The following is a 21,145-nucleotide window of genomic DNA, read 5'->3' as shown; positions in this document are numbered from 1 at the left end:
AAATGACAAAGACAAAATTTGAAAAAGTACTCCTCATCGTAAATCCGAAAGCTGGTCAAGGTGACTTACATACAAATTTAACAAAAATCGTACCACCTCTTGCCGCAGCTTTTCCTGATCTACATATCCTTCATACGAAAAAACAAGGTGATGCAACAAAATATTGCCAAGAGTTTGCTAGTAAAGTAGATTTAATTATCGTCTTTGGTGGTGATGGAACAGTATTTGAATGCACAAATGGCTTAGCACCTCTCGAAACTAGACCTACACTTGCAATTATTCCAGGTGGAACTTGCAATGACTTCTCTCGCACACTTGGTGTTCCGCAAAACATTGCAGAAGCGGCAAAACTTATTACAAAAGAACATATAAAACCAGTTGACGTTGCAAAAGCAAATGGACAACATTTCTTAAACTTCTGGGGGATTGGTCTCGTATCTGAAGTATCAAACAATATCGATGCAGAAGAAAAAGCAAAGCTTGGTAAAATCGGTTACTATTTAAGTACAATTCGAACTGTAAAAAATGCTGAAACATTCCCGGTAAAAATCACTTATGACGGACAAGTATATGAAGACGAAGCTGTCCTTGTCATGGTTGGAAATGGTGAATATCTTGGCGGTATCCCGTCCTTTATTCCGAACGTAAAATGTGATGACGGAACACTTGATATTTTCGTAGTCAAATCAACAGGTATTCAAGCGTTTAAAGATTATATCGGAAAGAAACTATTTGAAGACTCAAATGAAAATGACATCTTCCACGTAAAAGCGAAATCCATTCATATCGAAACAGAGGAAGAAAAAGAAGTAGATACAGATGGAGAAAGTTCGCTTCATACACCTTGTCACATTGAATTATTACCAGGACACTTTACGATGATTTATAATCCTGCGGTTGTGTAAAGAAAAAAACGAGTGCTAGCACTCGTTTTTTCTCTTCTAATCTAGTTATGTCGTTGAATAATTTCCTCTATTTCTTTAACTCTGTCTAAAGTAATTCCATTTCTTTGTTCAATTGCTAAAGGATGGTCGGTTGGCTCTAATTCAACATACGGTGCCATTCCAACTTCTCTTATATGTACATTTGTTTTTAAATTTAATGTTTCTGGATAAACTGGTATTTCTACAGATAACCACCCAAAATAAGGATCACTATTTTCTCGGCCTCTCTCATCCCACTTTTCTAATACTTCATCATAACTTTCTTTACTAAGCGATACCCACACAGTCCATATGAAATTTTCGTGGTAATCAATGATAGGAATCTCTAAACAACCTCTAATAAAGTAATGTTCATCGTCCATTACGCAAAGTTCTGATGTTAAATGGAAGCGTCCCTCTCTTTCATGGGGCGCTACCTCGTAATAATAATATGGTGCTTCACTTCCGTAGCATAAAGGAAGTGTAAAATGACTCATTTGTACTTTTTCTCCAGATTTTCTTCTTCTTTTCATTTATTATTCTTTCTCCTATCTTTTTCAGTCACAACCAAACTCCACCCAATTTTCCCAGTTCGTATTAGCATCCTTATTTACAATTTCACTAGAGTATACCATAAACATACTTACCTTTCATTTTCTAATAATATTACTAAAAAATAGTAGAATGACTAGTTTGCATACTCTAGTTCTTTTTATGTACAATGAAGGAAAGAAGCACCTTCATATAAGGGAGAGGACAAACTTTGTTCAACCAACAGTTAGTTAATTTACGCATTGATTTTGCATTTAAACAATTGTTTGGTACGAATGGTAGTGAAGATATTCTAATTGCATTTTTAAACGCTATGTTACAAGATTCTTTAGAGTCGCCCATTGCTTCTCTACAACTAGAAGATCCACATTTACACAGGGAATATGAAGAGGATAAGTTATCTATTTTAGACATTTCAGTGACATTAAACACAGGAACAAAAGTCAATGTAGAAATACAACTCAATAATAATCACGATATGGTTAAACGCAGTTTATATTATTGGGGAAGACTATACACATCTCAACTACAAAAAGGGATGCCCTACAGTGCACTTCACAAAACCATCACCATAAACTTACTAAACTTCGTAATGTTTTCGGAACACCCAGCCTTCCATACAACGAGCATATTATGGAATACACAACAAAAAAAACTCCTAAGTGACGACATAGAAATCCACACTATAGAAATTCCAAAGTTAACTGAACAATGGTATGAAGAAAAAGTAAATCCGTGGAAAGATCCATTTGTTCGTTGGCTTTTATTGCTTTCAGCAAATGAGGATGAGCACTTAACTAAACTATTGGAGGATATTGCTATGAACCAAGACCCTATTTTACAAAAAGCGATAAATAAATGGGAACGTATGAGTCAAGATTCTTCTTTCCGACAAGCCTATGACGCAAGGGAGAAAGTTTTAATGGATGAAGCAGCAAAATTCGCCCACGCAGAGACAGAAGGAATAAAAAGAGGGATGGAACAAGGGATAAAAAAAGGGCTTGAAAAAGGCATTGAAAAAGGCATTGAAAAAGGCATTCAACAGGGCATTGAAAAAGGTCGAAAAGAAGGAGTCCAACAGGGAAAAATTCAAATGATTAAAAATATGTATGATCTTGGTATACCACTTGAAACGATTGCTAAGGCAAGTAAATTAAGTTTGCATGAGATTGAGCATATTTTAGGACATAAATAGTCATAAAAAAGAGCTTGAATAGTTTCAAGCTCTTTTTTTATCAACTCTCCTCAATACCATCCAATTGAGTCTTATAACATTCATCACACTCTGGCCTCGTAGGAAGAATCCCTCTTTCATCAGGTAATAAAACCCTCAAAACTTCTCGATTCATCTCTACGAAATACTTCATAATAATGGGATATCCTTCAATAATATTCATATACTCAATCCCTTGTTCAAACTTTTTTCCGCTCTTTATTTCTTCTATTTTCAGCATAAAAAATCCGAAACCATACAAAATGATTTCGGATTTCCTATAGTTAAAATATTAAATTACATTTCGAACAAAAAGGAGCAGAATTTCCTCTTCAAATTTTCGCATTACGTTTTGGACAATATACATCTCTCTCTTCTATCTTTTCTCGTTCTATCATATGTAAGGATACTATTCTCATACTGCACATAACCCCAATTAATATAAGGCTAACAACGAGTAGCATATCTCTCACTCCCTTTCTATATTTTACCATAAAATAACAAAACCGATTCCCACATTGAGAATCGGTTTTATCTTTATAATCCTAACTTCGCCTTCGCACCATCAGGAATTTTATCTACCTCTATTTCTACTTTATCATGTAAAAACTTCCCTCTTGTAATGACATGCCAGTACGAGCCTTTTTGTAATTTATCTACGCCATCAAATGTTACTTCTTTCTCTTCTCCCTTCTCATCATAAGCTTTAACTGTATATTCAAAACCTTTATTTCCACCTAACTTCCTCGCTCCAACCAAATTTTGAGCTGGGATCCCTACTACCCGTTTATGCTGGATAAATTTATTAAACTTCATAGTGTTTTCAAAACAAAAAGTCTTCCATACAACGAGCATATTCTGGAAGACACAACAGCAGCGACGCCTAATTGATGATATAGAAATTCCAAAGTCAACAAAACAATAGCATGAAGAAGAGCTAGAAAAATATCGAGAAGGTTGACGGGGCATACACCGTGTCAAATTGAATTATTATCAAAGCTTTCAACAGTGATTTATAATCCTTATTTTGCTATACTTTAACAATTACTAAACTTCGCATTTTTTCAAAAAATAAAGTATAATGAACTAATATAAAAAGGTTGTTAACAAAATCGTTAACAACCTTTTTTGTTTTTTCCGAAAAACTTTTCAATTTAAGGGAGCGATCACATGTATTGGAGAAAAAATGATAAACCTGTAGAAGAACCAGAAGCAATTGCTGTATGGGAATGCCAAGAAGAAAACTGCCGTGGGTGGATGCGTAAAAACTTTTCGTTAGAAGAAGAGCCGCAATGTCCTTTATGTAAAGGAGATATGGAAAGCAGCGAACGCTTATTACAAAAGTTATAATAAATTTTCCTCTTCACCTTTTATAAACTCAAACATAGAGGATCCTCTTTCTCCTTATTTGCAATGTGAATCGAAAGAAAATAAACTATACAAAAAGCTTTGCGTATCCTCGCAAAGCTTTTTCAATATCTCAAACTCATTCCAACCATAGTTCCTATCCAAATGATTACTGTTCACCTATATGCTCAATAACCAAATTAATATAAAAGGAAATCCAATAAAATTTACAAGTTTCACTTTTAATTCATCCATTTTTTATAGGCTAATACAAATTTTATACTTTAATCTTACGACGAATAAATCCAAATACAGATCCTAATACCACAAAACATGCACTTGGTATCATCATTGTTTCGCTACTTCTTTTTATTGATCCTGAATCACGGCTTCTGCTCGTTCTAATGATTTTTTTTACTCCTGCATTGCTGCTTTCTTCTTCTCTAACGCCTCTTTTTGCCAAGCATGAAATTCTGCTTCCTTTTTTTCTAATGCTTGTGCTGATACCTCTCCCTTTGACGTTGTTCCAGTAGATGCGCTAGCTAACGATGAATATCCTATTGATAAAAGTGCCATCGCACAAATTGGTAAAATTTTCTTTCTCATTTCATTTTCTCCCTGTATACTTTTTTAAATACCAGCTTGGGGGTATTTATAGACTAAACAAGCTATATAAATATAAGATGCAGATACGATATATTTCACTTAAAAATTCAATTAGTGTAATTAATTACACTAATCTCTATGTATAGATGTATTTCCTTAAAAATAGTAGAGGGATTCCTTGATTTCTCCTTAATAATATTCAAAAGTCCCAAACTATAATAAGTTTGAGACCCTTGAATTCTATATTCTATTTTTTCTTTGGGAGGACAATCCCCTTATATAATTGAATAGTGATCAAATAGTAAACAACGTAAATAATTAAAAATATACAAATCGGAAGTCCAATATTCACATATGGATTCACAAAAAATTTAACAAATGTAAATACATTCATTCCTACCAAAACGTGTATAAGACCCAATATAGCTGGAAATAGAAATACAATGCCTAATTCTTTATACATAGATTTTATAAGTAATTCTTTACGTACCCCCATTTTCCGAAGCATCTCATAACGCCCTATATCTTTCGTAGCTCCAGAAAGGATCTTAAACATTAAACAACTTGCCATCATAGCTAAAAAAGCAAGGCCTAAAAAGAATCCCATAAAGGAAGTTCCTTTTGAAAAGGCACGCATAGATTCATAATCACTATAGTTTGTCGGTAAATATACATCTTCCTTAGGCTTATTAATAGTAGCGGCTATTTTTTCGATTTGACGATCATCCATCTCTTTTAACTCTGTTTTATACCTTAAAATATTATCTACTTTAGCAATAAAAAATGTATGCTCATTCCCTTGAATTGCTTCATAACGTTTTTCATCGACGATATAGACAGGTTTACGATCATATACAGAAATATTCGATCTAAAATCACTATCCATACTCTTATCCCAATTCAGTGGTAACGTAGAACTAGATGGATCAACTTCCTCCCCCTTAAACATCCTATAGCTCGAAGATGGAAGTTGTTCAGTAATATGTGTTGTCTCTTTCTTTCCAAACAACAGTGGAGGATTCTCCAATAATTCTTCTTTTAAATAGTAAACAGCCTCATTATTAACTTTATATTTATATTGTTTTTTATCTACAATTTTCATTTTTTCCATAGCTTTATAATCCTCTGCTTCTGGATCATGAATTGTAATATCATAACCTGACATTCTTTCTGCTGTAAGGATTACGTTTTTCTGTAAAGACATGCCACCAGCCATTGCCCCCACACCCAGTCCAATTAGCATCGTTACCGTGCCTAATATTTTCGCCAAACTACTTACACGAAACTGCAATTGTGCAAATGTAAATGCATTTAATTTCTTCTCATTTAAATAGCGCGTTTTCTTTAACCTGTTAACAATCATAGGTAAGAACGAAATAAATATAAGATATGTCCCGATTGTAATCGTGAATAGTGGAAGCATAATGGCTCCAGCGCCCTTTATTCCTACGAAGAGTACGAAATAATACCCTACACCTAGTCCTAGCAAACTACATAAAAGTAACAATATTGTGGCTGGTCCTTTCATTCGTATGCGCTCCGTTTGCTCCTCTGTACGAATTAAATCTAGTTCTGTTTTAAGTGCTATACGAATCACATTCACAACGGATGTAAGTAGAAATAACACACTAAAGAATATAAATGTTATTTTGAATGCAGGACCATAAAATGCTTGATAACCTTCCGCTGAAATTTCCAATTGTTTCGTTAGAAATTTGCTAACGAAATTAGAAAGAATGGCTCCGAATACACTACCTAGCACTAGTGAAATCATTCCCATAATGAACGTCTCAAAAAATAAAAGTTGACTAATTTTACTCTTTTTCGCCCCTAATACAAGGTACATACCAAGCTCTTTCTGCCGGAGTGAAAGTAGAAAAGAGTTTGCATAAAAAATATAAAAGAATGTAATAAACGCTACCAAAACAGAGCCTATTTGAAATACAAATACAATTGAACCAATAATACTGTTATTCATTGTAAACTCTTTATTTAACGCAAGCGTTTGAAACATATAAAAAATAGAAATTGAGATTACAAGACCTATTAGTAAAACGATGTAATCCTTTATCATTTTTTTCATACTGGAAATAGAAAGTTTTAATAACACACTTTACACCCACGATTCTCTACAGCGTGGTATACTACATTCACCTTTTTACTATCCCCTCTTTGTACAACGTTCTCTTCAAATATTAAAGTTTTCATATTGCCTCCTGTCATGTGGCTAGTGCTACGATCATGCTATTTTCATAGCCACTAACTATCATTTTATCTTTTCCCGACAAACAGCAATATTGATTCCTCTTACATTATCCTTACATTTTTGTAATGTACAATACCTTAAAATCATTATATTAAAATTATTATTTTCATAATCCGATTCATATACCTTTACTTTGTTCTCACGAAGATGACATCAATATTCTCACACTTAAATAATATATTTATAAATATAAATTCGAAGGATATTTTATAGGTTTTCTAGTCTATTTAAAAAGTTATATAAATCATTAACATTAGAAATGGACAAAAAAAGCCCCTCTGTAATACTTAATAACTTTGCACTTATCATCAGTTTACCTCTTCATTATAATTGTCCAAGATAAAGATAAGATAACAACGATATAAAGATATACCCATATGTTATTAAATTTAGTACCGTTTTACCTTTCCTTATCCCTCTCACTCTTTACTTTACATTAATTCTCTTCGTTTCTAATCCACCTCTGATGGACTCTATATAAAACTATTATTTAGGTTGTATTAAAATAACATATTCTAAATCATATAAATTTGCCTTTGGTTTTGCATAAATAGTATAAGTAAGACCATATTGATCTTGTTCTTGTTCTAGTACCTCTGCTACTTCAAGACCTGGTGGTATTTTCTGACTCAATTCAGAGGTAATAATGCTATCACCTATTTTTATTTCTTTCACTTTATCTGATGGGATATTATCAATTCGAAGGGCCTGTTTTTTCTTATCATACCCTGTAACAAATCCTAAAATGGATGAATTATTTTGAAGGGTGATTGCTAAACGATTCGTTCGTTCATCACTCGTAATTAATTTCACAACAGATGTATATTGATCTACACTATCTACCTTTCCAATAAAACCGTTCACTGTAATAGCAGCCATACCAACCTTTACACCATGTTGTGCCCCTCTCTCAAGAGAGATTTTTCCATACCAATCTTCTGCTTCACGCCTTACTACTGTAGCTTGAATTAGATTGTATTTTCCTTGTTCCTTTAATTCTTTCGTTTTATTGATAAGTTTAGTAAGATTTTCTTTCTCCTCACTTAACATTTGCACTTTACCCTTTAATGATTCTTGATGTTCAATTTTCCCTTTCAATGCTTGATTCTCTTTATATACTTTATAAATGTCTTCTATATTATGAACAATATTTTGGACATGCTTATTATTTGTACATACATACACCGCCAATAAAGCCAAAAGAATAATTGAAAGAAATAATAATATTTTCTTCTTAGAAACCTGCATAATTATCCTGCTACTCCTTATCAATTTTTATCCACACACTATAGGATACTAGTGATTGTATACAGAATAAATGCAGTTTAGATAAAGTTCAGATAAACTTTATTTTCTTTATAAAAAATTTAGAAATTATCATATACTGCCATTGCATTCAAATTTTGATCGTTCAACTTATCATTTCTATAACTAAATATGTTTTATTGTTACTTTTTCTTTCACTTTAGCTGGTATTTCATCACCTTGCACTTCTTCCCATTCCATACCATAACTTCCTTTAGATCTAATCTTTAAATATGCTCCTATTCTTAAATGTTTTGAAGCAGTCATCGCAATCTTTTGCTCTTGACCAGATTCATTATATCCTTTGAATTTATATTCCCATCTAGCAAAACCTTTGTTTTCGGCTCCATATTTACCATCATTATCAACAACAGCATAATAAATACCTTCTTTAATAAATGGATTGAGTTGATCTACAATAGATCCACCCTTCACTATAAGTAATGTAACTCCAACTATAATCAATGCGATAAACGCGCTTATTTTTTTCATGAAACTTTCTATTCTCCTCTTCTCAGATACTTCCACTTAAAAGACTTCCTCTAAATCAATTGTGGCACTATTACTTATTAAAATGTAACCAAATTTCCTAATGCTCTTCTAATTAAATTGGCAATAATATAATAAATTGAATAACCCCATTTTCATGTTTTGCTCGAATTTCTCCTTTGTGCAATTCAACAATGCTTTTTGCAATTGCAAGCCCCAAACCTGAACCTTCTACAGCTCTACTTCTCGATTGATCTTTTTTATAAAAACGCTCAAACAAATTCTCTAATTCTTTTTTTGTAAATTCTTCACTATGATTAGCTATAGAAATTTTGATATGCTGCTCTTCTCTTTGAAGTAAAACCCGAATTTCTGCTTTATCTATACTGTATTTAATTGCATTTATTAAAAGATTTTCAAACACACGCACCATTTTTTCTGAGTCCACCACAGCATATATACGATCTTCCTGAAATTCTTTTACAAAAAAAAGATTATGCTCCTCCGCTTGTGGTACTAGCTCTTCTATTAATTGATCAAGTAGTTCATTTATACACACTTCTTGCGAATCTAACGCCATATTTTCATCTGTTAGTTTTGTATACTCAAACAAATCTTCTATTAACATCTTCAACTGCTCTGATTTTGAAAAGGCAATTTTTATATACTCATCATGCTGTTCTTTATTTTCATATTTCGCATCACCTAGTAAACGTAAATACCCCATAATAGAAGTAAGTGGTGTTCTTAAATCATGTGATACATTTGTAATCAATTCACTTTTTTGCTTCTCTATTTGTTTTTCCTTTTCTATATTAGCCAAGAGCTTTTCTGCCATTTGATTAATATTAGAAGTTAATAAACCTATTTCGTCTTGACCTGCCTGTTTGATTTTATATTGTAAATTACCTTTCGAAAATTCCCTTACTCCTTCTGCCATCGCTTCAATCTGATTCATTTTCCTTTTCGTTATATAAAAGAAAGATAGTATAAAAGTGATAAAACCTAGTAAAGATGGAAATGGACTGCTATCATTCACTATATACTTCACATTTCCTTGTGGTATACCACTTGCAATAATATACATATTTTTCGTATTAACAGTAACCGGATAAAAAGTTGTAAACTCCTTACGCTTTTGTTCAGTTCCATCTTGAATTAAATTTTGCGCCTCTACATATCGTACTTGATCCATTTTAAAATCCATCACATTACGCATCGTCTCATGAAGATTGATTTGTTCTTCCGGCGCTCCCTTTGTTTTATAAACGACTTTCCCATCCTCGTCTATTATTAAAATCTTTAGTTGATTTTGTTCATTCAATTGATCAAGCAGTTCTTGTATATTAATTTCCTTACCTTCCTCGGTCATACTTTCAACAAGCCTTTGTGTCTGTCCATCAATGGCTTCCATACCTGATGCATAATCAATGATAGAAATTTTATTCGCATCCTCAAAAAAAGAAGATGAAGACCATCCTACTAATACACCGAGTAACGTACAAAAAGTAAATGTAGCCATTAGCTGTATCCGTATGCTCTTTTCCAAATAACTCACTATTTTACCTGTCATTTTTTTTAAAACTTGATTCATCCATATTATCGGTTCAAATATCTTTCTCAATCTTGTAGCCAACTCCCCATACTGTTTTAATGTACCGAGGCTTCCTTGGAATCGCCTCTATCTTTTCACGTATTTTCCGAATATGTACCATCACAGTATTATCAGATTGGAAAGCTTGCTCTTTCCATACTCTTTCATAAATTTGTGCTGCATTTAATACCATTCCTTGATTTCGTACAAGCAATTCTAATACCTCAAACTCTCTCGGTGTCAATTTCACCTCTTCATTTGCAATAATGACCTGCCGTGTTACTATATTAACTTTCATATCTCCAATCTCTATTTCATTTTCATCTTGTACACTTGTCCCACTCATTTTCATATATCTCCGAAGTTGTGATTTAATACGAGCAATGAGTTCCAGTGGATTAAATGGTTTAGCTACGTAATCATCTGCCCCAGTTGTTAATCCTAAAATCTTATCCATATCTTGCGTTTTTGCCGACAGCATAATAATAGGCATTTCCGCTATTTCTCTCACTTTCATACACATATGAATACCATCTATTTTCGGCATCATAATATCAAGGACGATTAGATGCACGTCTCTTTTCTTTACTATTTCTAAACCTTCTTCACCATCTCCAGCTTGTAATACTTCATAACCTTCATTCTTTAAATAGATAGTGATAAGTTTTCTAATTTCCTTCTCATCGTCCACGATAAGTATCGTTCCTTTACTCACAAAATCTCCTCCAGCATCATTTACCAAACTATGAATGTTGCTTTATTTCACTCACTACGGCATTCTTCTTATGCATATACATATAAGAAATACTACAAACTACAATAACAATGCCACCAAAATATATACCGTACTCGGTCGCAAGTGTTACTATTACTTCTATATGCTTTCCAAATATAGAACCTAGTAAGAAATAAACTAACGTCCATACAAATCCTGTTACATATGAATAAATCGCATACGTTTTAAAAGACATGTTATTCATTCCTACTAAATACGGTACGATATGCCTCACAACAGGTATAAAATAACTTATAACTAATGTATAATGACCATATTTTGCTATCATCTCTTGCGATTTTAAAAGATACTTCGTCTTTTTCTTTTTCATCAATTTATTAAGTATTTTTATGCCAAAAATTTTCCCGAGTATATACCCTAAAGAAAGGCCGGATACAACGCCTAAATACGTTAGTAAAAAGGCGGGAATCAAATCCAATATACCCATCGATGATACTAATCCACCGCTCATTACAATCATTTCATCTGGAATCGGCATACCGATAATACCTAACCATAAACAGAAAAATAAAGCCCAATAACCATACTGCTCAATGTATGACATTAATTCATTTAGCTCCATTATGCATATGCTCTCCTTAGCTCTTTTTTACAGCTAAAGACGTAAGCTGGCGGGAAATTGAACCACACTTTTTCTAGTGTAATTTCAGGGAAGAAATGCTGTATAAATCCTTTTTTCACAAGTGAATATTGAAATGTAATAAATTCTCCATTCTCATGTATCGTTTCCATTACGCTGTTTAAAATGCGCTTTGAAACCTCTTCTGGTAAAGAAGTGAAAGGCAATCCTGATAAGATATAATCAATACATTCTATATTCAATTGTTCCCTATACTTCTTTATATTTTCCGCTGAGCCATGTATAACAATCACATTCTGCTCATCTTTAAATTTTCTCTTTAACTCTTTGAAAAATACTTCATTAATTTCAATAAGAAGAAATAATGTCTCCTTCTTCTTTCTCTTCATAATTTCTTTCGTAAAAGCTCCTGTACCCGGCCCTAGCTCTACAATGCATTTCGCTCTATTAAAATCAATTACATCTACCATCTTCTTTGCTAATATTTTTGAACTTGGCGCAATTGCACCAGTATGTTTCGGATGTTTAATAAATTCATGTAAGAATGTTATGAGTTGCATGTAACCTTCTCCCCATTCGTTCAATAGTTTTTAACTTGTTTCTAAGTATAACTATCGTTTCTTAATAAAAATTGAGGAAGTTTCTTAAGATTTTATGAAGAATAAAAAAACAGCTATCCCTATTACGATAGCTGTCCCTTTATTACTTCGCACTCACGATTTTATAATAAGAACGAACTGTGATGAAGTAATATCCAATATAAATAACACTATATACTCCAATACTAATTAAAAGCGGAATCATAATTTCAAATGGCAGTATGTTCCCTAAACCTTTTAATGCAAACAAGCTGTGCAGAATTCCGATTACTAGTGGAATTGCAAAGATAAAGCTCACTTGTTTTGCAATAGCTTTTTTCATTTCTTGTTTCGTTACCCCGACTTTATGAAGGACAATGTAACGATCACGGTCAGCACTTGCTTCTGTAAGCTGCTTAAAGTAAATGATTGAGCCTGTCGCTAATAGGAAGACTAAACCTAAGAATAGTCCGATGAACATCATTAGTCCAGTTGCTTCCAGTCCCATATGGAAACCAGTATAGAAGTCTCTAAATGGTGGTGCCATTTCTGATACACCAGTTGGCATCACTTTTGCTAATTTTTCCGTTAACACTTTACTGTTTCTTTCATCTTTTACATCAATATTTTTTACAATACGTGTTCCAAATGCTTGTTTCGCTTGTTCATACATTTCATCTGAAACGACAACAACTAGTTCACCTAAGTTTGTAATTGCATTATTATTTGCACCTTGGATTTTCAACGTCTTCGTTTCATTTTCAATTTGGAATACCGCTTTATTTCCTTTATATTCGGGGCTAAACTCATACCCTTCCATATAAGAACTATCATATATAAATGCTTCGCCAGTAGCTACATTCACTGTTTCCGCATCAATTTTTTTAGCAAGCTTGTTAAATTCAGATTGAGACATAAATTGATATTTCTCTGAAATCGTGTAATTCATATTAAGAATGAAATTAACTTTATCTCCTTCAAACTTCCCTTTTACAGGAACTGTCTCAATTTCAACTTGATCTTTGATCGGATGATCTTTCTTCTCTTCTGCAAAAATCGCATTTACTTTCTTATCAAGCTCTGCATCTTTTTTCTCGTAAGAATAACTGTATGGCATAGCTGCTTTTGATTGTGTAAATGTGTTGTAATACATCGTAACTGACGTACCAACCGCTGTTAATGTTACCGCACTTAAAATAGAAATCGTCGCAAGTGACTTTGCATTTCCTTTAATACGATATAGTAACTGTGACGTCGTTACCATATTCATACCGTTATAAAACGATGATTTATTATTTCTTGCACGTTTCAATACGAATACTGTAAAGAACATAAATAGTAAATACGTACCTAATACTGTCGCAAGTAATATATAAAGTGCGACTGCCATAAAGTTTGCATACATAACTGCTTTCATAAACATTAACGCTAAGAAATAACCTGAGCCGATTAAGAAAACTGAAATTAACGCCATAATGACAGATCCTTTTGGCATTGCTTCTCCTTCACGTTCTGCGCGGAAAAGTTCAATTAACTTAAAGCGATAAATTAAACGATATCCTTGGAGTGATGTATATAAAATAATCACAAAGAAAATAATTGCTGTATCAATAATTGCTGCCATTGGTACTTCAAAATGAACGTTTAAATTTAATCCCATCATATTTACTAATAACTCAAGGAATAATTTCGAAAGGACACTACCGATCGCAATCCCAATTACTAATGACATTAATCCCATTAACATATTTTCATAAAAGAGCATTTTACCAATTTGTCTTTTACGGATACCTAATAACGAATATAAGCCAACTTCTTTTTTACGTTTACGTGTAAAGAATCCGTTCGAATATATAATAAACACTGCTACGAAAATGATAAGCATCACACTGGAAACTTGAAATGCACCACTAATCTTTTTAGAAGCTTCTGCTGCTTTTTCCATTTGTGAATTATATTGCAGTGCTTTAAATGTAAAATAAATAACAATACTAAAAATCATAGATGCGAAATATACAAAGTAGTCTTTAAAGTTCCGCTGTATGTTGCGGAGGGCAATGCTAGATAAGGTCATCAGCCATACCTCCAGAAATAGAAGACATTACGTCCACGACTTTTTGGAAGAACTGTTTACGCGTTGATTCACCGCGGTGCAATTCTTTATATAGTTCACCATCTTTAATGAAAATAACTCGTTTACAATAACTTGCTGCAAATGCATCATGCGTTACCATTAAAATTGTTGAGTTATCATATTCATTTAATGACTTCATACTTTCAAGTAAATCTGTTGCAGATTTAGAATCAAGCGCTCCAGTTGGCTCGTCTCCGAAAATCATACTTGGATTCGTAACAATTGCACGTGATGCTGCGCAGCGCTGCTTCTGTCCACCCGACACTTGATATGGGAACTGACTTAAAATATGATCAATACCGAATTTCTTTGAGATTTCAAGAACGCGGCGATCAATCTCACTCGCTTTCACCTTTGATAACGCAAGTGGTAAAGCGATATTCTCTTTCACTGTTAACGTATCTAATAAATTATAATCTTGGAAAATGAAACCTAAATGATCGCGGCGGAATAACGCTAACTTATCATCATTCATCTTCACAATATCTTTTCCATCAATTAAAATTTCACCGTTCGTCGCATTATCAATTGTAGAAAGAACATTTAGTAAAGTCGTCTTACCAGAACCAGAAGGTCCCATAATTCCAACGAATTCACCTTCTTTTACTTGTAAGTTAATACCTTTTAACGCTGCAAATTTATTACCACCCGTGTCATACACTTTTTCGATATTTTTTGCTTCTAACACTGTTTTCATCTCGACATCCCTCATTTCTTCTATTCTCTATTTTCAACTATATACACTCTCTACTCTTGCCACTATCGATGTTTCTTACACAAACATGACAGTTATGTAAGGCACATAAGTAAAGACATCAAAAAGTTAACATAATGAATTAAAGTACTTTGCTACTATAACATTGGGATATCATACCATCCATTCATTCTCCTTACAGGAACATTACAATTTTGTAAGGTAAAAAATGCACCTACAAAGTTGTGCACGAAATGTCGGATGGGGTTATTTCGTTCCTGTTATTCTATGTACAGAGGAGGTCATAATATGGATTCACTTAAAAATATGAATAATGCAATGCACTATATTGAAGGTAACCTTACGAATGAAATTGATTTTAAAGAAGTTGCGAGGCTAGCTCTCTGTTCTGAGTATCACTTTAAAAGAATGTTTTCGTTTTTAGCAGGCATATCACTATCTGATTATATTCGCTGTAGACGTCTTACTCTCGCTGCCTTTGAACTAAAAAACAGCAATGTAAAAGTCATTGATGTCGCTATAAAATATGGCTACAACTCACCAGATTCATTCGCTCGTGCATTTCAAAACTTGCACGGTATAACACCTTCAGAGGCCCGAAATAGTAGCCATTCTTTGAAGGCTTATTCACCAATGACCTTCCAGTTATCCATTCAAGGAGGAAATGAAATGAATTATCGAATTGAAGAAAAAGAGCCATTTCGAATTATAGGTATTACAAAACGAGTATCAATCGTTTTCAATGGTGTAAATGAAGAAATCGCTTCTATGTGGAAAAGTTTAAACCCAGACTCCATTCAAACATTAAAGTCCCTTTCAAACATTGAACCTACTGGAATTATTAGTGCCTCTACTAATTTTTCTGAAGGGAGAATGGAGGAAAAAGGAGAACTTGATCACTATATTGGAGTAGCCACAACGAAAGATTGTCCAGAGCAATTCGCGCAACTTGAAGTCGCAGCTTCAACATGGGCTATATTTGAAGCTGTCGGTCCATTTCCTGATGCATTACAAAATGTGTGGGGACGTATTTATTCTGAATGGTTCCCTTCTTCGAACTATGAACTAGCGGAAGGACCAGAGATATTGTGGAATGAAAGTAAAGACGTATCCTCTCCGAATTTCAGAAGTGAAATATGGGTACCTGTTTTAAAAAAGTAATATAAGAATCTAACCTTTCCAAAATAAAGAAGCTACTCTTCCTTTTTAAAGGAAAAGCAGCTCCTTTATTTTATACTTCTTCTCGACTCGTTCTTATACAAGAAAATAGTAATAATCGTAAGCACTATAATAACTGCAAAAGTAAATACTCTGTAGTTCGAGATAGTAGCAGTACCAATTAACAAGGCAGGTATAACCGCCACAATTAAGCCGCCAAACATACCAACAAACGATCCTATACTTTGTTTTACTACTTGAGTTTCTGATATCCAATCATAATAACCAAATCGATTATTAATGAAAATCCCCCATACTGCTGAAAATAATGAATATATTATCGGTGTTATGACGATGAAAAGAGAACTCCAAACATCTAGCTTTAACCCGATTATTAGTAATACAGCACTAATAAGTGATGCAGGTATACTCAATGAAAGATTCATAAGAATTTTACTATCATAAATCACCTTTGGCGCTATAGGCAATGATTTAATAATCCATACATTTTTTCCTTCTAAAGACAATGACACACATGTTGTACATGTCATCGAAATCGCTGCTGCAATAGCAAATGGGGCAATCTTTTGCAACAGGGGCTCAATTCCAGGATACGCTATTAATTGGCTTGGTCCTACTACAACTATAGCTAGCGAGAAAGCTAGCGCCATCACGACTCCCATTCCACTATTTATAACATACACTGTAGAAGAGAAGAAACGTGTCAGCTCTTTTTTATACAATGCGACCAATACACTCTCTTTTTTCATGCTATTAATCTCATAATTTGAAAGCATATGATAAGTGGTGATCCCTGTGTTTATTTGCTTATATTTTAACGAAAGTATTTTTATAAAAAGATAATACCAAATCACTGATATCCCCACAAATAAGATGAAAGCTACCATATCAGCATTAACAATTGCTTTTTGAAACATGTTAGCTAATGGATACACTTTAGTTAATTGCTCCGAAACAATTGCACCAATTCCGTTCATATCATTAAGGCTATATTGAGCATTTCCGTTTTTTAGCATAAAGGAACCGAATGTAATAATTACTATAAAACTTAAAATCGTAGTTATTTTATTCGTATTTTTAAATTTAGAAGCGATTGCCGTAATCGAAGCTCCAAAGATTGCTGCGATTGTTGTTGGGATTAAAGATGCGATAAACATACTGATGAACCACATAAAGTAAAAAGAAACTGATGGATTTTCATGTATACAATACACAACTCCCATTGGTAGCATGATTATGATTGAAAAGATTGTATTCAGCAGGTATAAATACAAAAATCTACTTGCAATAACAGTACTTACGCGAATCGGCAATGACATTAAAAAGTCGTAATCCTTAAAAGCAAAAATTTCTCCATTTGCCTTAAATATAGTGAAAAACAACGTTAATACACTGCTAATAACTAGTGCATAGACGGGAATAATTTCACTCATTCCTAGTTTTACCAACCCATATGCCGAAGCTCCGCAATATAACATTAACATGACACCAACTAGAGCAATAGATGCTGTCAGCAAAATCTTATTCTGCTTCTTTTTCTTATCTTTTTCGTATTTAAAGGTGTTTAAACCGAGCTGCGTTATCAACCGAATTTTCAAAAGACCTAAACTATTAGTATTCATTAGCAAGCTCCTTCATAAAGAGCTCTTCCAATGAGCCTTCCTTAATTAAAGAATTTACTTCTCCTGAAAGTGCTAATTTCCCTCTATTAATCATCGCTACTTTATTACATAACTTCTCAGCTACATCTAAAACGTGCGTAGAAAAGAAAATCGCACTTCCTTTTTCACAAAGCTCTTTCATAATACCTTTCAATACTACGGCTGCCTTTGGATCAAGACCAACGAAAGGTTCATCTAAAACTAATAATTTTGGTTTATGTAAAACCGCCGATATAATCGCTACTTTTTGTTTCATACCGTGTGAATAAGAAGATATTAAGTCCCCTAAGTACGGTGTAATCTCAAAAGCATCCCCATACTTCTGTATCTGTTCTTCCCGATCCCTCGCAGGCACTTTAAACACATCCGCAACAAAGTTCAAATATTGAATTCCTGTTAATTGCTCATATAAATCTGGATTATCAGGAATATACGCCATTACTCTCTTACATGCAATCGGATCCTTTTTTACTGAATGTCCATCAATAAAAATTTCACCCTCTTCAAAATCTATAACTCCTACTAACGACTTAATTGTTGTACTTTTCCCCGCACCGTTATGTCCAATAAATCCAAAGATATCCCCTGCTTTAACAGCAATATTCAAATGATCAACTGCTTTCTTACCCTCTTTATATGCCTTGCTAAAATTTATAATTTCTAACATGTAAATCCCCCCCAAATCACCTTTTCGATTGAATTTTCAGACCTTAAAACGAAAAATTTACTCAGTGAGCTTTTCATTATTCCCACTGAGTATTAAAATCCCTTAACACATAGAAACTATAAATATAAAATTTGACTAATATAACTCACATTTGTATTTCTTTTTTATACAAAACGTAAGAATATAAATTCGTTATAATGACAGCAACTACTATAATCCCAAGCATTATATAAGTTCTCCAATCAGCCGGAGCGAAAACACTTATAATCATAATAACTCCTAACGCCACAAATACTTTTCCGCTAAACCGATGTGTTTTCCGCCATACTTCTTCATTACTTAACGTCCATGGATTACGCATCCCGACAAAAAAGTTTGGCTTACACTGTGGTAAATAATTACCCATTACTAAAAATAAAACACCAACTAATAATTCAGGCACCCGATTAATGAATAAGTTATATCCTAATCCACTTGTAATAATATCTATATTTCCTACAAATAGTAGCAATAGTACCCCATTATTCATCATCATAAAGGCTTTAGAAAATTTCTCGTAATTTGCTTTCCTTGGATCAATCTTTGGTATCACATTTAGAAATATATATAATGCAATCATAATTCCGACCATAGAAACCATTCCGTAAAATTTAGACGAATAGCCATCTACCTTACCGCCGCTCCAATGTGTCGCAATTGTATCCGGCAAATGCGGCCAAGCAAACGCCCAAGCTAAACAAGTTATAACGATTAATAAGATTGCAAAAAGATGTTTTTTCATTTCCCCTCTTCCCCCTTATTCGTAAATGTAAACACCCAAGTCAACAAATCTTGAAAGACCGTTGTGTTTAAAGAGTACACAACGAATTGCCCTTTCTTTTCATCTTGAATAAGTTCAGCATTTTTAAGTGCGTTTAAGTGGTGTGAAATACTTGGTTTTGTCATATTGAAATGTTCAGCGATCTCACCAGCGGTTAGATCGCCTTCTTTTAATAAATCTAAAATTTTTCGCCTTGTTGGATCTGCTAATGCTTTGAATGCTTGATTCAATGTCTTTCTTCCCCTCATTAATTAGACATTTAGATATTTATCTAAATGTTAAAATGATTTTAGTTAATTGTCAATCATCTATACGCCCCTTTTTATTTTGTACCCTACGCCAATTACTCTATATTGAATAAAATCTAAAGATTACGCAGGTTAAAAAGGAAAGCAGCTCTTCTGTTTCTTTTCTTAATAATACTTTTTCTGGAACTTCTACAACTGTCTCATCACTTAGTTGTTGTTTTTCAAATAAGCGCAGCCTCTTCCATATGTGTTTTCTCCATTGACTAATCTGTTTGTAAACAATTCCATTCAACCAAAATAGAAACGGTCTAGATTGATCATATGTTGAAATAGATTTCCAAAGTTGAAAGTAGATTTCATTTACGATTTCATTTGTATCATGCCGATTTTTAACTATAGCAAAGACGGTTTCATAGACTCTCTGACTCGTTAAGTTAAATATAAATTCAAAAGCCTCCTCGTCACCTTTTAGTAAACGCTCTATCCAAATATGTATATCTTCATTACTTGCCAAGTAGTGCCCCCTCCTTAACGATGTTCTCACTATATATTGGACGGTAAGCAAAATAAAGTTCCAAATTTCATAAAAAATATAATACTTTTTATTCATTCATATATTTAAAAGGAAAATATATTGAATTATTCCTATAATACTTTTTACTTTTCTAACTTTTAACCTATACTGTTTACTAGCTTATCTTTCAACATAATGAAAAGACTTGAAACACATGATACACTATAGCTACAATTGTTTTTTTTGAGGAGGAATATACATATGTATAAAATTTTAATCGTTGAAGACGATCCAAATATTTCATCATTACTGCAATCTCACATTCAGAAGTACGGTTATGAGGCTGTTGTAGCGGAGAATTTCGATGATATTATGGAATCGTTTAACGCTGTGAAACCACATCTTGTTTTACTTGATGTAAACTTACCGAAATTCGATGGTTTCTACTGGTGCCGTCAAATTCGTCATGAATCTACTTGTCCAATTATTTTCATTTCAGCGCGTGCTGGTGAGATGGAACAAATTATGGCGATTGAAAGCGGTGCGGATGATTACATTACAAAGCCGTTCCACTACGACGTTGTAATGGCGAAAATCAAAGGACAATTACGCCGTATTTACGGTGATTATGCACCAAATATTTCTGAACGTATCGTTGAAGTAGAAGGGTTAAAACTATTTCCAGAACGTCCAGAAATTCATTTTGGATCTGAACAAGTTCTTTTAACGAAGAAAGAAGCTATTTTAGCAGAAATGTTATTATCAAAATTCCCTCGTACAGCGAGCCGTGAAGATTTATTAGCTGCGCTTTGGGATGATGAAAGTTTCGTTGAGGAAAATACATTGAACGTAAACATTACGCGTCTTCGTAAAAAGTTTAATGAGCTTGGTATTGAGAACTCTATTGAAACAGTACGTGGACTTGGATATCGCTTTAACGCAACTTGGAGTGAATAAG

The 21,145-nt window shown here is 33.4% G+C and carries 23 protein-coding genes and 1 pseudogene; 6 read left to right on the top strand and 18 right to left on the bottom strand.

The annotated features are described in order from the left end of the window. Nucleotides 1–2 precede the first annotated feature (2 nt). Nucleotides 3–905, top strand: coding sequence for a diacylglycerol kinase family protein (locus ASE54_RS21200; protein ID WP_000167900.1), 903 nt, complete (start codon nucleotides 3–5; stop codon nucleotides 903–905). A gap of 41 nt (nucleotides 906–946) precedes the next feature. Here the strand turns inward: ASE54_RS21200 and ASE54_RS21195 are convergent, their stop codons facing one another. After that, complete coding sequence (locus ASE54_RS21195) at nucleotides 947–1,456, bottom strand: DUF2199 domain-containing protein (protein ID WP_000830226.1); 510 nt, start codon at nucleotides 1,454–1,456, stop codon at nucleotides 947–949. Nucleotides 1,457–1,686: 230 nt separating this feature from the next. Between ASE54_RS21195 and ASE54_RS21190 the strand changes: the two genes are divergently transcribed. Continuing rightward, nucleotides 1,687–2,670, top strand: coding sequence for an Rpn family recombination-promoting nuclease/putative transposase (locus tag ASE54_RS21190; RefSeq protein WP_000483093.1), 984 nt, complete (start codon nucleotides 1,687–1,689; stop codon nucleotides 2,668–2,670). A gap of 40 nt (nucleotides 2,671–2,710) precedes the next feature. Here the strand turns inward: ASE54_RS21190 and ASE54_RS21185 are convergent, their stop codons facing one another. Together ASE54_RS21185 and ASE54_RS21180 are read right to left on the bottom strand one after the other, a co-directional pair. Beyond that, complete coding sequence (locus tag ASE54_RS21185; RefSeq protein WP_033795307.1) at nucleotides 2,711–2,929, bottom strand: hypothetical protein; 219 nt, start codon at nucleotides 2,927–2,929, stop codon at nucleotides 2,711–2,713. Between the two features lie 296 nt (nucleotides 2,930–3,225). Beyond that, entirely contained in the window at nucleotides 3,226–3,504 is a 279-nt protein-coding gene (locus tag ASE54_RS21180; RefSeq protein ID WP_000671213.1) for a YxeA family protein, read from the bottom strand. Between ASE54_RS21180 and ASE54_RS37190 the strand changes: the two are divergent. After that, a pseudogene (locus tag ASE54_RS37190) lies at nucleotides 3,485–3,610 on the top strand (ATPase); the annotation flags it as partial. The gene ASE54_RS21180 and the pseudogene ASE54_RS37190 sit on opposite strands and share 20 nt — an antisense overlap. A gap of 248 nt (nucleotides 3,611–3,858) precedes the next feature. Beyond that, on the top strand, nucleotides 3,859–4,038 hold the full coding sequence (locus tag ASE54_RS21175) for a cold-inducible protein YdjO-related protein (protein ID WP_000289928.1): 180 nt from the start codon (nucleotides 3,859–3,861) through the stop codon (nucleotides 4,036–4,038). Between the two features lie 411 nt (nucleotides 4,039–4,449). On the opposite strand, the gene ASE54_RS21170 is transcribed toward ASE54_RS21175, so the two are convergent. The 10 genes from ASE54_RS21170 to ASE54_RS21125 form a co-directional block, all read right to left on the bottom strand. After that, complete coding sequence (locus ASE54_RS21170; protein ID WP_002162460.1) at nucleotides 4,450–4,641, bottom strand: hypothetical protein; 192 nt, start codon at nucleotides 4,639–4,641, stop codon at nucleotides 4,450–4,452. 247 nt (nucleotides 4,642–4,888) lie between these two features. After that, nucleotides 4,889–6,751, bottom strand: coding sequence for an ABC transporter permease (locus tag ASE54_RS21165; protein WP_000924816.1), 1,863 nt, complete (start codon nucleotides 6,749–6,751; stop codon nucleotides 4,889–4,891). Nucleotides 6,752–7,393: 642 nt separating this feature from the next. Beyond that, nucleotides 7,394–8,155, bottom strand: coding sequence for a rod shape-determining protein MreC (gene mreC / locus ASE54_RS21160; protein WP_001198147.1), 762 nt, complete (start codon nucleotides 8,153–8,155; stop codon nucleotides 7,394–7,396). 183 nt (nucleotides 8,156–8,338) lie between these two features. Further along, the gene (locus tag ASE54_RS21155) at nucleotides 8,339–8,704 is read right to left on the bottom strand and encodes a YxeA family protein (RefSeq protein WP_000723891.1); all 366 of its coding nucleotides are present in this window, start codon (nucleotides 8,702–8,704) and stop codon (nucleotides 8,339–8,341) included. 112 nt (nucleotides 8,705–8,816) lie between these two features. Beyond that, a complete protein-coding gene (locus tag ASE54_RS21150; protein ID WP_001225803.1) occupies nucleotides 8,817–10,325 on the bottom strand; it encodes a HAMP domain-containing sensor histidine kinase in 1,509 nt (502 codons plus the stop codon). After that, the gene (locus ASE54_RS21145; RefSeq protein ID WP_000033682.1) at nucleotides 10,309–11,010 is read right to left on the bottom strand and encodes a response regulator transcription factor; all 702 of its coding nucleotides are present in this window, start codon (nucleotides 11,008–11,010) and stop codon (nucleotides 10,309–10,311) included. The genes ASE54_RS21150 and ASE54_RS21145 overlap by 17 nt, the downstream gene beginning before the upstream one ends. A 28-nt stretch (nucleotides 11,011–11,038) precedes the next feature. Beyond that, nucleotides 11,039–11,653, bottom strand: coding sequence for a DedA family protein (locus ASE54_RS21140; protein WP_000422376.1), 615 nt, complete (start codon nucleotides 11,651–11,653; stop codon nucleotides 11,039–11,041). Then, nucleotides 11,653–12,231 (bottom strand): rRNA adenine N-6-methyltransferase family protein, encoded by a 579-nt coding sequence (locus tag ASE54_RS21135; RefSeq protein ID WP_001176071.1) that lies wholly within the window; start codon nucleotides 12,229–12,231, stop codon nucleotides 11,653–11,655. Before ASE54_RS21135 ends, ASE54_RS21140 begins: the two co-directional genes overlap by 1 nt. 142 nt (nucleotides 12,232–12,373) lie before the next feature. Then, nucleotides 12,374–14,323, bottom strand: a complete 1,950-nt coding sequence (locus ASE54_RS21130; RefSeq protein WP_000176147.1) for an ABC transporter permease — start codon at nucleotides 14,321–14,323, stop codon at nucleotides 12,374–12,376. Next, on the bottom strand, nucleotides 14,310–15,080 hold the full coding sequence (locus ASE54_RS21125) for an ABC transporter ATP-binding protein (RefSeq protein WP_000859656.1): 771 nt from the start codon (nucleotides 15,078–15,080) through the stop codon (nucleotides 14,310–14,312). The genes ASE54_RS21130 and ASE54_RS21125 overlap by 14 nt, the downstream gene beginning before the upstream one ends. Before the next feature lie 306 nt (nucleotides 15,081–15,386). Between ASE54_RS21125 and ASE54_RS21120 the strand changes: the two genes are divergently transcribed. Then, nucleotides 15,387–16,259, top strand: a complete 873-nt coding sequence (locus ASE54_RS21120; protein ID WP_000377725.1) for an AraC family transcriptional regulator — start codon at nucleotides 15,387–15,389, stop codon at nucleotides 16,257–16,259. Nucleotides 16,260–16,324: 65 nt separating this feature from the next. On the opposite strand, the gene ASE54_RS21115 is transcribed toward ASE54_RS21120, so the two are convergent. The 5 genes from ASE54_RS21115 to ASE54_RS21095 form a co-directional block, all read right to left on the bottom strand. After that, the gene (locus tag ASE54_RS21115) at nucleotides 16,325–17,899 is read right to left on the bottom strand and encodes a hypothetical protein (protein WP_001095680.1); all 1,575 of its coding nucleotides are present in this window, start codon (nucleotides 17,897–17,899) and stop codon (nucleotides 16,325–16,327) included. Beyond that, on the bottom strand, nucleotides 17,889–18,605 hold the full coding sequence (locus tag ASE54_RS21110) for an ABC transporter ATP-binding protein (protein WP_000889751.1): 717 nt from the start codon (nucleotides 18,603–18,605) through the stop codon (nucleotides 17,889–17,891). The genes ASE54_RS21115 and ASE54_RS21110 overlap by 11 nt, the downstream gene beginning before the upstream one ends. A gap of 145 nt (nucleotides 18,606–18,750) precedes the next feature. After that, nucleotides 18,751–19,386: an SdpI family protein gene (locus ASE54_RS21105; protein WP_000716351.1), complete on the bottom strand. Its 636-nt coding sequence runs from the start codon at nucleotides 19,384–19,386 to the stop codon at nucleotides 18,751–18,753. After that, complete coding sequence (locus ASE54_RS21100; RefSeq protein ID WP_001070526.1) at nucleotides 19,383–19,655, bottom strand: autorepressor SdpR family transcription factor; 273 nt, start codon at nucleotides 19,653–19,655, stop codon at nucleotides 19,383–19,385. Before ASE54_RS21100 ends, ASE54_RS21105 begins: the two co-directional genes overlap by 4 nt. 118 nt (nucleotides 19,656–19,773) lie before the next feature. Then, nucleotides 19,774–20,187: a sigma factor gene (locus ASE54_RS21095; RefSeq protein WP_000157858.1), complete on the bottom strand. Its 414-nt coding sequence runs from the start codon at nucleotides 20,185–20,187 to the stop codon at nucleotides 19,774–19,776. 261 nt (nucleotides 20,188–20,448) lie between these two features. On the opposite strand from ASE54_RS21095, the gene ASE54_RS21090 reads away from it, so the two are divergent. Further along, nucleotides 20,449–21,144: a response regulator transcription factor gene (locus ASE54_RS21090; protein WP_000276738.1), complete on the top strand. Its 696-nt coding sequence runs from the start codon at nucleotides 20,449–20,451 to the stop codon at nucleotides 21,142–21,144. Nucleotide 21,145: the final 1 nt, after the last annotated feature.

It is taken from the genome of Bacillus sp. Root131, assembly GCF_001429475.1.
Taxonomy (GTDB): domain Bacteria; phylum Bacillota; class Bacilli; order Bacillales; family Bacillaceae_G; genus Bacillus_A; species Bacillus_A thuringiensis_S.
This window is presented reverse-complemented; position numbering and strand designations above follow the sequence as displayed.

Bases quoted from the DNA above. Each gene is read 5' to 3' on its own strand.
- ASE54_RS21120 (WP_000377725.1), top strand. From the start codon at position 15,387: ATGGATTCACTTAAAAATATGAATAATGCAATGCACTATATTGAAGGT.
- ASE54_RS21200 (WP_000167900.1), top strand. From the start codon at position 3: ATGACAAAGACAAAATTTGAAAAAGTACTCCTCATCGTAAATCCGAAA.
- ASE54_RS21105 (WP_000716351.1), bottom strand. From the start codon at position 19,386: ATGAAAAAACATCTTTTTGCAATCTTATTAATCGTTATAACTTGTTTA.
- ASE54_RS21115 (WP_001095680.1), bottom strand. From the start codon at position 17,899: ATGAATACTAATAGTTTAGGTCTTTTGAAAATTCGGTTGATAACGCAG.
- ASE54_RS21140 (WP_000422376.1), bottom strand. From the start codon at position 11,653: ATGGAGCTAAATGAATTAATGTCATACATTGAGCAGTATGGTTATTGG.
- ASE54_RS21185 (WP_033795307.1), bottom strand. From the start codon at position 2,929: ATGCTGAAAATAGAAGAAATAAAGAGCGGAAAAAAGTTTGAACAAGGG.
- ASE54_RS21090 (WP_000276738.1), top strand. From the start codon at position 20,449: ATGTATAAAATTTTAATCGTTGAAGACGATCCAAATATTTCATCATTA.
- ASE54_RS21110 (WP_000889751.1), bottom strand. From the start codon at position 18,605: ATGTTAGAAATTATAAATTTTAGCAAGGCATATAAAGAGGGTAAGAAA.
- ASE54_RS21130 (WP_000176147.1), bottom strand. From the start codon at position 14,323: ATGACCTTATCTAGCATTGCCCTCCGCAACATACAGCGGAACTTTAAA.
- ASE54_RS21170 (WP_002162460.1), bottom strand. From the start codon at position 4,641: ATGAGAAAGAAAATTTTACCAATTTGTGCGATGGCACTTTTATCAATA.
- ASE54_RS21195 (WP_000830226.1), bottom strand. From the start codon at position 1,456: ATGAAAAGAAGAAGAAAATCTGGAGAAAAAGTACAAATGAGTCATTTT.
- ASE54_RS21135 (WP_001176071.1), bottom strand. From the start codon at position 12,231: ATGCAACTCATAACATTCTTACATGAATTTATTAAACATCCGAAACAT.
- ASE54_RS21125 (WP_000859656.1), bottom strand. From the start codon at position 15,080: ATGAAAACAGTGTTAGAAGCAAAAAATATCGAAAAAGTGTATGACACG.
- ASE54_RS21175 (WP_000289928.1), top strand. From the start codon at position 3,859: ATGTATTGGAGAAAAAATGATAAACCTGTAGAAGAACCAGAAGCAATT.
- ASE54_RS21155 (WP_000723891.1), bottom strand. From the start codon at position 8,704: ATGAAAAAAATAAGCGCGTTTATCGCATTGATTATAGTTGGAGTTACA.
- mreC (WP_001198147.1), bottom strand. From the start codon at position 8,155: ATGCAGGTTTCTAAGAAGAAAATATTATTATTTCTTTCAATTATTCTT.
- ASE54_RS21180 (WP_000671213.1), bottom strand. From the start codon at position 3,504: ATGAAGTTTAATAAATTTATCCAGCATAAACGGGTAGTAGGGATCCCA.